Annotated in this window: 14 protein-coding genes; 6 read left to right on the forward strand and 8 right to left on the reverse strand. The window is 37.5% G+C overall.

Going from position 1 to position 13,739, the window contains the following annotated elements:
• Positions 1–80 precede the first annotated feature (80 nt).
• Entirely contained in the window at positions 81–899 is an 819-nt protein-coding gene (locus DSM106972_RS18525; protein ID WP_127082085.1) for a fasciclin domain-containing protein, read from the forward strand.
• Positions 900–1,114: 215 nt separating this feature from the next.
• Positions 1,115–2,629, forward strand: coding sequence for a P-loop domain-containing protein (locus DSM106972_RS18530; protein WP_127082086.1), 1,515 nt, complete (start codon positions 1,115–1,117; stop codon positions 2,627–2,629).
• A gap of 73 nt (positions 2,630–2,702) precedes the next feature.
• Here DSM106972_RS18530 and DSM106972_RS18535 read toward each other — a convergent pair whose 3' ends face one another.
• Positions 2,703–3,302 (reverse strand): DUF1802 family protein, encoded by a 600-nt coding sequence (locus DSM106972_RS18535; RefSeq protein WP_127082231.1) that lies wholly within the window; start codon positions 3,300–3,302, stop codon positions 2,703–2,705.
• An 87-nt stretch (positions 3,303–3,389) separates the two neighbouring features.
• Between DSM106972_RS18535 and DSM106972_RS18540 the strand changes: the two genes are divergently transcribed.
• Entirely contained in the window at positions 3,390–4,352 is a 963-nt protein-coding gene (locus DSM106972_RS18540) for an aldo/keto reductase (RefSeq protein ID WP_127082087.1), read from the forward strand.
• 87 nt (positions 4,353–4,439) lie between these two features.
• On the opposite strand, the gene DSM106972_RS18545 is transcribed toward DSM106972_RS18540, so the two are convergent.
• The 5 genes from DSM106972_RS18545 to DSM106972_RS51420 form a co-directional block, all read right to left on the reverse strand.
• The gene (locus tag DSM106972_RS18545) at positions 4,440–6,893 is read right to left on the reverse strand and encodes a two-partner secretion domain-containing protein (protein ID WP_127082088.1); all 2,454 of its coding nucleotides are present in this window, start codon (positions 6,891–6,893) and stop codon (positions 4,440–4,442) included.
• 217 nt (positions 6,894–7,110) lie between these two features.
• The gene (locus tag DSM106972_RS18550) at positions 7,111–7,368 is read right to left on the reverse strand and encodes a hypothetical protein (RefSeq protein WP_127082089.1); all 258 of its coding nucleotides are present in this window, start codon (positions 7,366–7,368) and stop codon (positions 7,111–7,113) included.
• A gap of 323 nt (positions 7,369–7,691) precedes the next feature.
• Positions 7,692–7,847 carry a hypothetical protein gene (locus tag DSM106972_RS18555; protein ID WP_325052197.1) on the reverse strand — a complete coding sequence of 52 codons (156 nt, stop codon included), beginning with the start codon at positions 7,845–7,847 and terminating at the stop codon, positions 7,692–7,694.
• A gap of 349 nt (positions 7,848–8,196) precedes the next feature.
• Positions 8,197–8,475, reverse strand: a complete 279-nt coding sequence (locus DSM106972_RS18560) for a hypothetical protein (RefSeq protein WP_127082090.1) — start codon at positions 8,473–8,475, stop codon at positions 8,197–8,199.
• On the reverse strand, positions 8,460–8,606 hold the full coding sequence (locus DSM106972_RS51420; RefSeq protein WP_158632841.1) for a hypothetical protein: 147 nt from the start codon (positions 8,604–8,606) through the stop codon (positions 8,460–8,462). Before DSM106972_RS51420 ends, DSM106972_RS18560 begins: the two co-directional genes overlap by 16 nt.
• 412 nt (positions 8,607–9,018) lie before the next feature.
• On the opposite strand from DSM106972_RS51420, the gene DSM106972_RS18565 reads away from it, so the two are divergent.
• Positions 9,019–9,228 carry a hypothetical protein gene (locus DSM106972_RS18565; protein ID WP_127082091.1) on the forward strand — a complete coding sequence of 70 codons (210 nt, stop codon included), beginning with the start codon at positions 9,019–9,021 and terminating at the stop codon, positions 9,226–9,228.
• A gap of 24 nt (positions 9,229–9,252) precedes the next feature.
• Positions 9,253–9,696, forward strand: coding sequence for a hypothetical protein (locus DSM106972_RS18570; RefSeq protein WP_127082092.1), 444 nt, complete (start codon positions 9,253–9,255; stop codon positions 9,694–9,696).
• 34 nt (positions 9,697–9,730) lie between these two features.
• Here the strand turns inward: DSM106972_RS18570 and DSM106972_RS18575 are convergent, their stop codons facing one another.
• Both DSM106972_RS18575 and DSM106972_RS18580 read right to left on the reverse strand, forming a co-directional pair.
• Positions 9,731–10,087: a hypothetical protein gene (locus DSM106972_RS18575; RefSeq protein ID WP_127082093.1), complete on the reverse strand. Its 357-nt coding sequence runs from the start codon at positions 10,085–10,087 to the stop codon at positions 9,731–9,733.
• 48 nt (positions 10,088–10,135) lie between these two features.
• Complete coding sequence (locus tag DSM106972_RS18580) at positions 10,136–10,297, reverse strand: hypothetical protein (protein ID WP_233787126.1); 162 nt, start codon at positions 10,295–10,297, stop codon at positions 10,136–10,138.
• Positions 10,298–10,477: 180 nt separating this feature from the next.
• On the opposite strand from DSM106972_RS18580, the gene DSM106972_RS18585 reads away from it, so the two are divergent.
• Entirely contained in the window at positions 10,478–13,681 is a 3,204-nt protein-coding gene (locus DSM106972_RS18585) for a WGR domain-containing protein (protein ID WP_127082094.1), read from the forward strand.
• Positions 13,682–13,739: the final 58 nt, after the last annotated feature.

A 13,739-nucleotide genomic window follows, 5' to 3' on the forward strand; every position in this document is an offset into this window, starting at 1 on the left:
CAAAAATTAACTACGTTGATTACCGTGCGTGTTTAATTACGAAGTTGAATATTGTGCGTGTTTAATTACAAACCGGTGTAATGATGTTTAACAAATTTATAAATTCCGCCAAGATTGCTGCTACTATCATAGGTATTAGCGCGTTAGCAATACCAGTTACTGCACAAACAAGTCCAAACCCTTCGGCGCCAACAAACACCCAAGAATCTCCTGGTACCACTACAGATACTCCCAGCAACACGACTGAACCATCAACAAATCAATCCACACCAGCCAAAACTCCAACAAATGCGGCAAATGAAAATTTACTGCAAGTAGCTCAATCGAGTGGTACATTTACAACTCTTGCCCAAGCTGTTGAAGCAGCAGGTTTGTCTAACACCCTCTCTGACGGTAATTTTACAATCTTCGCGCCTACCGACCAAGCTTTTAGTTCTTCCTTACCTCAAGGCGCCTTACAGCTTTTACTCGAACCTGAAAATAAAGACTTGTTACGGCAAGTGCTTTCATATCACGTTGTAGCTGGTAGAGTTCCTGCCAACAAATTAAGAAGTGGTCCGGTCAAAACTCTTGGTGGTGGAGTAGCAGTTCGCAAAACTGGTCAGAGGGTCATTGTAAACGATGCTAGCGTTACCCAAGCTGACATCAAAGCGAGCAATGGTGTGATTCACGCAGTCAACCGCGTGCTTCTACCATCAAGCTTACGCAAAACCATCGCAACAAAACTTCAACAAGAATCAAGCCCCACAACTCAACCGGAGCAGGTGCCAGCACCAAACACAGTACCTGAAACAAACCAGGCGCCCATCCCAGGTCAAACACCCGAATCAAATCCGGCGCCCATACCAGGTCAAACACCCGAATCAAATCCGGCGCCTATACCAGGTCAAACACCTTAATTATGTAGAGCGACGTTAACTCACATCACTCTAATAACAACAGAAATTCTTCGCCTACTTTACGAAAACGTAAAGTAGGCTATTTTGCTTGTACCAACTTACTCGACTAACAGCCAGGGACTTTATAAACCAACTTATGTTAATTTAACCTTATATCATATCGAGCAATCATACCTATGAGGTATTGACAGCTTATTATTTTACATCCAAATAAAATGAAAACCTATATAGAAGATTTTACTGGGCGTAATTGGCTCTTTGAACTTATAGACAACTGGTTAACAAATACAAGTGAGCGTTTTTTTATCCTGACTGGGGAATCAGGGGTAGGTATAAGTAGTATTTCTACTCAATTGATTCAGCGCAGCTACATAACCGCGTATCATTTTTGTCAAGCTGGGGATGTAGAAACTACAAAATCAAGCAACATCTTAAGGTCATTGGCTATACAGTTAGGAAATTTACCAAACTATGGTCAAGCTTTAGCAACTACAGTTAAACCACTTGACTTACTATCAGCAGTCAATAGTATTGACTCGTCGATGACAGAAAGTCAAATTACTCAACTTTACATTGATAATCTGGCGCCAAACGACCCAGAAAATGAACTCGAAATACTTATTCGCCGACCTTTAACAATATTACAGCCACAGCCGACTAATATAGTTATCCTTATAGACTCCTTGTATGAAGCTGCAATTACAGGAGATGAAAATATAATTAGACTATTCGCGCAATTATCGAACTTAGATTTACCATCTTTTGTGCGCTTTATCTTGACATCTCGTCCACGAGACCCGCTTTTACGAGAATTCTCAACAGTTACACCGTATTATATAGAGAATACATCGCAGAAGAATCAGGCAGATATATGGCAGTATGTTGAGGAGCGATTAAAACAACCAGATTTTCAAAATATACTCGATAAGGCGCCTGTCACAAGTGGAACATTAAGTAGTCAAATTGTCAACTGGGCAAAAGGTAATTTCTTATATACTAAGTTATTAATAGACAATATTGTTACACAGGAATTCATAGATAACACAGAAGCTTTACCAAAATGTATAGATGATATTTACCATAGCTTCCTCAATAACATTAATATAGATGAGCGGCAGAATTATCAGTATATATTGGGAGTACTATCCGCAGCACAACAACCTTTAACACAAGAACAGTTAATAAATTTTACAAGGATTGAGAGTATATTTTATTACTTAGACAAATTAAACAAGTTTTTATATATAGAAAACGAAACTTATTGCATCTTTCACCAATCGCTACGAGATTATTTGCTAGATAAAAAACGTAGTGGAGAATTTTGGTGTGATGCTAGCTTCTACCATAACTTGATTATTCAGCACTATCAGCAAGATACTACTTGGGAAGAAGTAGACTTTCAAAAATTTGATAATTATGGACTACTTTATTTAGTAAGACACCTTGATGCAGCACGTCGTGTAGAGGAAGTTAACACTTTGCTAACTAGCTCATCAAAATGGATGGAAGCTAAATTTAATGCATTTTCTAATAATGCGTCTTATATCGATGACCTTGAACTTGCAATTAACAAATTTCCCAAATTACTACAACCGGATCAACTGCGAATGTTAATGAAGCGCTATGTAGCACTGCGAAACATACAAGCAGGAACCGGAAAAAAACGGGAAAACCATGTTGGGGGACAAAGATGTATGTTTTTTATTGAAGAAGAGGCGCCGAAATTGTAATAACCTAAAGAAACCGGGTTTCTATTGTAAAGTCATTGTTTTTATTACAAACTTTAACAAAGAAACCCGGTTTCTATGATTTTATGCATAAGTCCTGACCAATAATGCTGCTAATATCATTTACAGTTAGGTGATAAGTAGATTCAGATAATACAGGTATTGCATTTTTAATACTAATTGACCGCTCTAAATCAATCCAAGATTTACAACCACCATATGAATCACGGTAAGGAACTTCTTCTGTTTGTGCTAACTTATACGCACGTAACAGCAGCACAAATAAAGGTTGACGAGGTTTCCACTTAAGACGGTCAATTAAAAAATTTTCGTTCCAAATATGAAAAGGTAACAATTGGTTAACAATATGGGCATCACTAACTGGGAACACATGAGTAATTTGAGCAAAGCTACCAATCCTTACCGTTTCTGGATGCCAACCAGATGTTACAGGAACAACACGGTCAGCATACTCTGTTTTAAGTAAGAAAGGTTGTTGGTGTTCATAAGTTGGGTACAGTAGAACTTGTTCTTGGGCAACTCGAAAACGTCCACCTTGTTCGTTAATACCACCCTTGCGAAGTAGCATCACAGTATCACCAGCTTCCAAAGCTTGAATAGCTACAGCCCATTCCTTTAAAGCATGAATATTTGTAGTTAATTCCATAAGCACCATCATAAATTTTCATTTTAATTGAATCTACAGCTAGATAAATTAAGTAACTATCTAAGGCAGTATTCAAAGAGATACAAAGGAGGAAAAATGGAAAAGCGACGTTTGGGAACATCTGATGTGAATATAACACCTATTATCATGGGAACTTGGCAAGCAGGTAAAAAACAATGGGTAGGAATAGAAGATGCAGACTCAATAAAAGCAATACGTGCGGCAGTTGATGCAGGCATTACAACCATCGACACAGCAGAAGTTTATGGACAAGGACACTCCGAACGAATAGTTGCCGAAGCATTATCTAATATACGTGACCAAGTAGAATATGCCACCAAAGTATTCGCCAACCATCTTAAGTACAATCAAGTTATAGAAGCTTGCGATAATTCACTTAAAAACCTCAAAACTGATTATATAGACTTGTACCAAATTCACTGGCCTTCCGGCGCCTTCAAAACCGAAATAGTGCCAATAGAAGAAACAATGCGAGCGTTGAACGAATTAAAGACACAGGGGAAAATACGGGCAATAGGTGTTTCTAACTTTTCGCTAGCACAGCTAGAAGAAGCAAGTCAGTACGGGCGTATTGATAGTTTACAACCTCCATACTCATTATTTTGGCGTTATGTGGAAAAAGATGCGGCGCCTTATTGTGTTGAAAATCAAATATCTATCATTGCCTACTCACCCCTAGCACAAGGATTATTAACAGGAAAATTTGAAAAAGGACACAAATTTGAACAAGGTGATAACCGCGCCGATAATAAACTATTTCAAGGTGAAAACTTTGAACGCGCGTTGCAAGCATTAGAAAAGCTGCGTCAAGAAGCAGAAAGTTATAATTGTACACTTGCTCAACTTGCTATAGTTTGGTTAATAGCTCAACCTCAAAGTAATGCAATAGTAGGCGCCAGAAATGCTGAACAAGCTGTAGCGAATGCCAAAGCTGGAAATGTAAAACTATCAAAACAAGATTTACAACAAATTGATGCTATTGGGCGCCTAGTTACCGACCATCTTGATGATAGTCCTGGAATGTGGACTTGGGCATAGAGAAAGGACGGGCAAGGATGCCCATCCCACAAGAAAAACTCTTGTGGAACAGGCATCCTGCCTGTTCAAGTATGCTTTACAAATACTTCAATCTCTCCTACAAGATACAGATTGAAATCTAGGTGTATTAGTTTTTGTAAAAGGCGTGTTAGCAACTAAGTACAAATCTCCTTTAGAAGACCGCACCCAACCAATAGCTTCCACAATTTTCATAGGGTCGCGCGAAGAATCTATGTTTATTTTGCCCGGTGCATAATGAAGAAAATCTTGCCGACTTTCACTATCACCTCTCTCAACTGACACCCAATCAGGTTCTAAGATAGTACTACTTCTAATTGGTTCTAACGGATTAATAGGGAGTCCACCACGTCCAGTGATGACGAACTGGCTTTGATTTATTAATACATCGGTTCTACAGCTTTGGCTAAGTTTCTGCTCAACTAGCTTAGTGGATAAATTAATAGGTGTGCGGTTAATACTATCATCTAAAGTATTAATATTTACAATACCATTCAATGTTGGATTTTCCTGGGAAATAGCTGTGATATCGCTTGTTGGTAGCGAATCTGGGTCAAGTACACTTGGGTTTGTACCATTGTTAATTTTTAATTTTCTCACTAAGTCTTCTCGACTTCTTGGCGCCGTACCAAAAAGACTAATTGCATTGATTTGAACTTTGCCACCACTACCGCTAAACGCATTCGCTGTAATATCATTGTTTTCTTGAGGTGGCGCCACAATAAAGCCAGTAGGGACATCAATAGTAATATTGCCACCATCTCCAGGAGTCTCTAACTTACCTGCCGATGCTGGTATTTGACTACCTCTACGCATTAGTAATAAGTCATGTATTTGTAAATTTATATTACCGCCCCTACCAGAGACAGATTCAGATATGAGTTTGCCTTGGTTATCTAAAATTATCGAACTAGCTTGGACTTTAAGGGCGCCAGATGAACCGATATTGTTTACATCAGTTGAAGAGTAAATAGAATTATTCGTAACCTCACTGCTAACATTCACGGAGGCTCTATCGCGCACAATTAATCGCTGTGTATTAAGCTCCAAGTTTCCAGCATTTCCAGTTCCTTGAGTCGAAGTAAATAAACCACTAACTGTAGAATTATTTTTACCATAAAATCCACCAGCCAGTTCTATAGAATCTCTAGCATTTACAGTTAAATTTCCCCCTTGTCCACTAGCTGGTATATATTGGTTAGAAGTCGCTAGATACAGTCCTGGTGAAGAAGTTGATACCCTTGCCCCATCGTGAATACTTAGCAAAAAGGTATTAATTATTACCTCTCCAGCATTCCCAGTAGTGTAAGCTGAACTTAAAATAGCACTGGGTATAAATAAATCACGATCTATACTTATATATTTAAAAGAATAACCACGCCAGAGTTCCACAGAATAGTCAGCGTTTATTGTTAATCGCCCTCCCGACCCCAAACCATTACTATAAGTTTCTACTTGCGCTCCATCTTTAATAACAAGTTTTTTAGTTGTAATCGTTAAGGAAGGGGCGTTTCCCATGCTCTCTGTTCCAACTTGCAAGGACTTACCACCGTTACTAATAAGTTCTACAAGCTCTGTTGCAGTCACGCTTAAATTTCCTCCTTCATCAGAGCCTAACGTTGTAGTAAAAATACTTGAATCACCATTAATTAGTATGTTCCTTCCTGTAAGCTGAATACTACCGCCACCAGAACCACTGGCATCTAAAAACGATGGGATTTTAGTTCGCTCGCTTATTTGGATGTCTTGGAAATTTTGAATACCTTCGTGTCCGGCATACCAACCCTTTCTGGAGAAGTGCAAACTTACATTACTATCACTACCTACACTTAATAACTCAATTCTTCCCCCTGGTGCTGTTAAATTACCACCACTTAGTATTATATCACCGCCAACAAGTGCTAAGGTTTTGCCTGGTTCAACTTGTAGACCAACTGCATAACCTAAGCTGTTCGTTTTGCTATCTGGACTTGCTTGAGATGTTAAATAGATAGGATTCGCGATTGTTCCAAATTGTAAACCTTCTGGAACACTTACTTTTAGTACTTGTTGGAATTTAGTATCTGTAGCGCTAAACTTACTACCATCGGCAAAGTTGAGACTTGACGCTGTACTTGCTATAAATGACCCGCCAATATTTAATTCGGCGTTATTACCAAAAACAATACCATTCGGATTAATAAAAAACAAATTAGCAGCGCCGTTTGCTTTAATTAGTCCATCAATATTAGAAATTTTAGAACCCGTTACTCGACTAATAATATTTTGAATATCTAGCTGATTGTTAAAATAAACTCTATTTTTGATAGGGATAGAAAATTCTTCAAAACTATGAAATAAATTACTTTCAACTTGAGTTCCTCCATTGATAATTTTACTATTATTAATACTCTCTACACGCGAATTATTAGGTAGAGTAGTATCCGGAATGACTTGAGCAACAGCAAAGTTTTCTCTTAAAGCTATTACCCCACAACAAATTATACCTAAAAATCTCAAGCCGCTACTGAAAATGTTGTTCATAATTATACATGCCTGACTAACAATCATCAATCTACATACGGATGCCTACCCTTTACGTTAACTTGATGATAGTTAATTATATTGCTACATTTTAGAACGATATGGCACGTAAAACTTCTACATTATAAACATGTAGGATAAGCAATAGCCCATCCTACATACTTAAAAATTATTTAAACTTTGATTAAAATTTCCTATATAGTGTATAGTGTACTAGTTAAAAGCATACTAAGCATCCTTGAGGACTGCCAGTTGTTGGGCAAGGTTTGATTGTTATGCATTGGTTGCTTTTGGAATTAATCTCAGGTTTTATACTTTCTTGTAAAACTTCTTGTATCTGTTCACTATGAAGTTCAGACGATTTTGCTTCCATTAATTCCCTTCCTTCAAGTTCTTGCTCATTATTACCTTCACTAATTTGAGGTATAGTTAAATAGTTTTCGGATTGTAACTGTTGTAATTTTTCGGATTTCATGATATTTCCCTAATAAACGTAAATTTATTTTACAAGAAGATGTTTTTACCTCTTCTATACATTTAATTAGGTATCGAGTAAATTAACTTATGCAGTGAGATAACCCTAGGAAATATCGTATAACATCCTCACGATATGAGTTTACAGCTATAGTATAAATATTATTTACTCAATGATGGCTATTTCAGGTATGGTAGTGCAAATGCTTGAGCCAGTCTTCAAAAAACTTCATGTTTGAGTTTCCAACTTTATTATTCAGTTTCCAACTTTATTATCCAGTATCCAACTTTATTATATTTATACAGCACGATGACTTAGTACATTTAAATTATCTTGCCGAATGGTTGTCCCCACTTAGCCCAATTCTCCTTATTAAACGGCGCCTTCCATTTGAGTATCAAATACTGCTCTAAATCCTGGCGCCATTCCCGTCTTTGAGGAGTCTCCCACCAAAACGCAATATTGACAGCAGTTTTCAACTTGTACTTATAATATAAGAAGCTATATATTCTTTACAATAGTGAACCCCTTTCCAACGCTTGTTACTGCGGCAAGTTCTCCAATATAGAGGATTAGCCTAGGGTGTTGACTTTGAGGGTTTTTGGGCAATTTTTACTCACGCATAATGCGTGTTTCATAACAAAGCGCTCTAAAAGCTTATAAAATAAGGATTTCAGAGCTTTTATTTTAGACACAAAAACTGTATGAACTTTTAGGCGCCCGTTTTCCACAAAGTAAACACCCTAGGATTAGCCCCCGCGCCGAATCAATTACAAAATACAAACAAGCTTCTCCTGGATAATCTACAGGCATCCCAATACTGCTCGGTTAAGGATTTTTTTCGTGATTTCGGAGATGTAGAGACGCGAAATTTACCTGCGGTACACTCCGTGAACGCGTCTCTACAAGGTTTTGGGGTTTATTGAATTTTCTTAACCGAGCAGTATTGACAGGCATCCTGTAAAAAGCCATCGATTGCATTTGCAACTGCAATGGGTCGATACGTTCCGGAGCGCAATGGGATGGCGCCAGGTCAAATAATGCTACTTGTTCAGATGGTTTACATGTACGCGCTTGTTGTTGATAGTCAATTATTTGATTTTCCACCGTTGTAATGCGTCAGCATCCATTAATAAATCTTCTTGGCGCCGCGCGCGGAATTTGGTATCGGGGAATAAACTTAACTGGGTGCCTGGTGGTGGAGGTGGAGGTGCCGTTTTTTTCTCCTTCGGAGACACTTCGTGAACAAGAGGGAGTTCTAGTTGTCGAGGTTTCCCCTGTTCAATCCGTTATCTGAAAAAATATCTAAGGAACGTGGTTTCTTCAAAGAATAACCTCAACCCCTTACTCTATATATATTTATCTAAATATAAACTATTGTTTATGCTCATGCTTTTAAAACCTTCTATACTGAGTCAAAAGCTAGAAACAACATGTAAATTTTATACAAAAGCATAAGTGTGTATATAAAAACTTAGGCATAAATTAGTGTCGTTGTTACCTATAAGTTATTAGGATAAAGTAAGAGAGCTTACTTGAGCGTGATTTTTACTCTTATTTATCAATTGTTTTTTAATTCAAGTTAGGATTGTTATGACGGAAGGACTACACACTCACTCATAGCATTTGTCAACCACTTCAGGGCAGTCCATGTTTCAATCACGACCGTTTACAGTGGAGGCAAAAAAAGCGTCACAAGCAGTACCTGACTTGAATACATCTTTCATACGAGCGGAGAAATACGGACATAATTTGAATCGGACGCACTCAACTAGTGTTTCATATATTACAACAGTACCACCAAAACTACATATAGAGCAACCTGTCCAACTGGCGCCGAAAAAAAAGCTCAACAAATAAAAACCGCCAGAACAAGAGCGCAGAATGCAGGGAGATCACGTCTTTAATGACTTTATAGGGGACACCCAAGATATTATAGGCGGCAATCTTCCTTTCCATTCAGGAGTGGGTATAGAAAGCCAATATAGGAAACAGAAAGTTGATTACAGCGAAAATGGCTTAGATAATGCTGCAACCTATGGAAATAATAAGAAAGAAGCAGACAATGCTTTTAAAAAGCTTACAGATAACAAAGCAAAGCACAAAGTCAGACCTGGAGATAAAAAACATCCTGATTATAAAAACGCAATGGCAAGTTTAAACAATATGCAAGAAAGCGCGATAGATCAAGGCGCCTACGACCAAACCAAAAACAACAAAGTCGTTGACCAAACAGATAAATATCGGCAAGGTCTTCCAACAATGAATGACCGCCTAATTGACCAGCATATTTTGTCTGAACAATACAAACGAGACAAAATTACATAAGGAATAAAAGCCCAAAACAAAGCTAAAAAATAATTTAATTATTTTCTGATTCTAAAAACTCTGCTACAACTCTTAAATCATACAGCGCGCGGTTTAATCGATTAAACATTGCTTCTTTTACTTCCGGTTCATTATTAATAGTTTCTAACTTTTCTTGTAGATAATACTCTAAAACTTCTATCCATAACGATGATTTCGTATGCTGTAGCGCTTTAATTAACCCCATATTTGTTAACACAGCTAATTGAAAAGCTGTTTGCTCTTGACACCCATAGCCTAAGTAACCGTCGTAAAATTCAAGTTTTTCAGGGGTAAATTCCAAATACTGTTCAGATGTAATACCAGATGGTTCTAATTGTGGCTTTGGTAATGGAGGTTGTGATTCACTCATAACTTAATACTATAAAAAATGGCGCCATCTCTATATTAAGCACTTTTACTATATAGAGACGCACGCTAAACCTGTGGCATAGAAGGCGCCTGCTGCAACTTCAGTAGGTAAACTTGCTTGTGTTGAACAGAAACGAGGCAAACAAACGTCCGAAATTGCTGACAATCCGACACTTCCCCCAAAGGAATGTCCTAGCAATCGTGCTTTCAAGCAATTCAGTCATATTACCAAGACTCTAAACATATATAGTACTACCGTTAATTCATGCTCCTCGCAGTTATTTAAAGTTTCCAAAAAGAAGCTGAAGTCCGTATAATTACCATCTGACTATTTTTCTCTGTATAAGTCAAAATAGTATTCATAACGGTTTATCAGTAGTCCAAAATCCTTATGAAGCTGGTTAAACGCACAACGCTGCATCACCAAGAGGGTACATCTAATCGAGTTTACGAAGTTGACTTATGTCAAATAGCGAACCAGCGTTATGTGGTTAACTTTCGCTACAGCAAACACGGTGCGAATTTAAAGGAGGGTACAAAGACCGTTCAAGCTGTACCTTTAGAAGAAGCGCAGAAAGTATTTGATAAATTAATCGAACAGAAGCAAAAAAAGGGTTACGTAGAAAACGTTGCAGAAAATAACTTAAATAAATTTGATTTAACTCAACCCATAATAGTAGATGACCCACAAAAGCAAGCAGTTATTAACCGTCTAGCAGATAATCAGCCCAATAAATGCAACTTAGAAAGGGCAATATGGCGCGCAGGTGAGCTTAAAATGAAAGAAGCTACACCACTACTTATCAATCTTCTTGGAACAGGCACCCCTTTAAGAGATTACTGCATAGCTTGGGCGTTAGGATGGTGTGGCGCCAGTGAAGCAATACCATTCGTCACTCAGTTACATCAAAACTCAGCAACACCTGATTTTGTTCGACGCATTGCTTTTGAAGCATTATTAAAGCTAGCAGACGATGCCACAAAAGCGAATTTACAGGCTCAAAAAATAGAAAGTTTACCTCCAGAGTTGTTATCTTTAGCGCGCGTTGGTTCTTCAGAGTCATTTGCAAAATCACTCAGCTCATATTTAGAAAGTGGAGATTATCAAAATTTTGCTGTTCTCGATCCTATCTATCAAGTAGATAATGAATACGTGCGTCCAGCGTTGTTAAATATATTACGTAGCGCACCTTTCGCACCTAATTATTTCCAGCGAATACGACATATTTTTAAAATTGCCGAATACCGTCGTGATGCTGAAGTATTCGCTATTCTGGCTTACCGCTTCGACAAGCATTCACCAATGTTTTCCAGTCGAAAGAGGACTATTGAGGTGGTAGGAGATAAATTTCTCAGAAAATCTGGTTTGTATTGGGACTCGCAAACGAAGAGTACAAAGGAAGTAACTAAAGATGAAGTTGCCGAAGAACTCAAACGTCCCGACTCAAAGCTTGCTTACAGCACAAAAACTCGTGATTACTTTTTGCGGCGTCTGTGGCGTACTCTCACAAAACTAGGTGAAGATGGCGACCCAGACTATGTAAGAATAGCAGCCACAATTTTACTTCAATATTCTGATGCAGATGCAGAACCTGTAAAAGAGTCTACTTTCAAGCGCAGACTACCTTCTGAGCAACAAATTTTTGAGAATCAATTTATCGAATATCAGCGTGTTTGGGACATATACGCACGCTATATAACCTTTAATCATATTCTGTACAAGAACAGTCTACGCTATGAACTAAAATCTAATGCACACGCTTGGTCATGTCGAGAAGCCTATAAGATATCTGGGGAAGTAATACACTTACAGCGAGAAGAAGCTTTCCCACAGCTTTGGGAACAAAATCCAAGTATATTAGTTAAATTGCTTTTAGAAAGTAATTGTCGTCCTGTTCACAATTTCGCAGTCAAAGCTTTAAACGCTTCGTCTAACTTTTTAGACTACATCAATATAAATACTATTATTGAATTAGTTAAAAAGCCTTATTTAACTACAGTGCAATTTGCTTTTGAGGTAACAAGGAAAAAATATAATTATACCGAGCCTAATAATGAGTTAATTATAGCACTTGCAAATTGTATTGATGACAACGTGCGCGCTCAAGCTTTACGACTAATTAGCAAAAGGCGAGATAGCTTCTTACAAGACAATACTTTTATACCTAAGTTAATTACAAGCGAGTATGTAGAAACTCGCAAGTTAGCTCGTAATATACTAAACAACAGTATTATTTCAAACAGTGTAGCACTTGTATTTATTGAAACAATTATTGCTAAATTGCTTTCAATTAAATCTTCAGCAATACCTGAATATCAACACAACACAGCCAAAGACCTGATGGCTGTTTTATTAATTAACTTTACACTTCAGTTACGCAGTCTACCATTAAATACCATTCAAAAGTTAATTACACACCCACTGGCAATCATTCAAGAATTAGGCGCCCGCATTTTATTGAATCATGAAATAGGCGCCTTTCCAGCACAATTAATAGTCAATGTCTTAGAATCATCGCATGAACGAGTCCGGGTAATAGGTCTAAGGTTATTTAGTGCTTTACCTTACGAAAACCTGATTGGAGAACATAGAAGCTTAATTGTCGTCATGGCAACAAATGTCAGTCCAGCAATTCGTAATGCCATCAAACCAACTATTCGATATTTGGCTTCAACTTACCCAAGCTTCAAGATTCAACTTGCTTCAGATTTAATTGAAATTTTACTCATCCCAGAAAAACATCAAGGAGTTCATATTTATTTACAAAGCTTACTATTAAAAGACTTACAAGGATGGACATCAAGTGTTAATAAAGAAACCATTTTTAAACTTCTGCACGCAAAGTATCCACATGCTCAAGAGCTAGGAGGTATATTACTGCATGAAAATTGTCAAGCTTTAATACCAGAGCTAGCAACCAGTGAAATTGTAAAACTTGCTAACCACGAAATTTTTACAGTCCGCCAAGCCGCAACACAGATATTATCACAAATATTAAACCGTTTACGTGCGGATTCTCAAGACATGCTAGCAACTGTACGCTTGCTAGACTCCAAATGGGATGACTCACGAGAGTTTGCATTCAGAGTATTTACCCAAAATTTGGCGCCAGAAGAAATTGTACCAGAAGTTGTAATAGCTATCTGTGATAGCGTTCGAGAAGATGTACAGCAACTAGGACGAGATTTAGTAACTCAAAACTTCCACACCCAACAAGGACAAGAATACCTTCTCAAATTTAGCGAACATACATCAGCAGATATGCAGCTATTTGCTAGCAACTTTTTAGAAGAATACGCAGTAAACAATCCAGAAAGGCTACGTGAATTAATGCCATTTTTTATACGTGTATTATCTCTTGTAAATCGTGGTAGTATAGTAAAAAAGAGAATTTTCGCCTTCTTAGAATCAGAAGTACAAAAGAGTGAAGCTGCCGCAACTATTGTGGCAGAAATAATGTCACGACAATCAGCAACTATAGCAATAGGAAATAAATCGATGACAATACAAATTATGTTAAAGATTCGTAAAAAATTTCCTCATATATCTCTACCATTTAATTTAAAAATCGTAACTGAAACAAGAAGCAAATAACTTTCTTTCTTCCTTCTTTGTGTCCTTTGTGCCTTTGTGGTAAATAATCTTTTTAAAC

The sequence above is a fragment of the Dulcicalothrix desertica PCC 7102 genome (assembly GCF_003991905.1).
Classification (GTDB): domain Bacteria; phylum Cyanobacteriota; class Cyanobacteriia; order Cyanobacteriales; family Nostocaceae; genus Dulcicalothrix; species Dulcicalothrix desertica.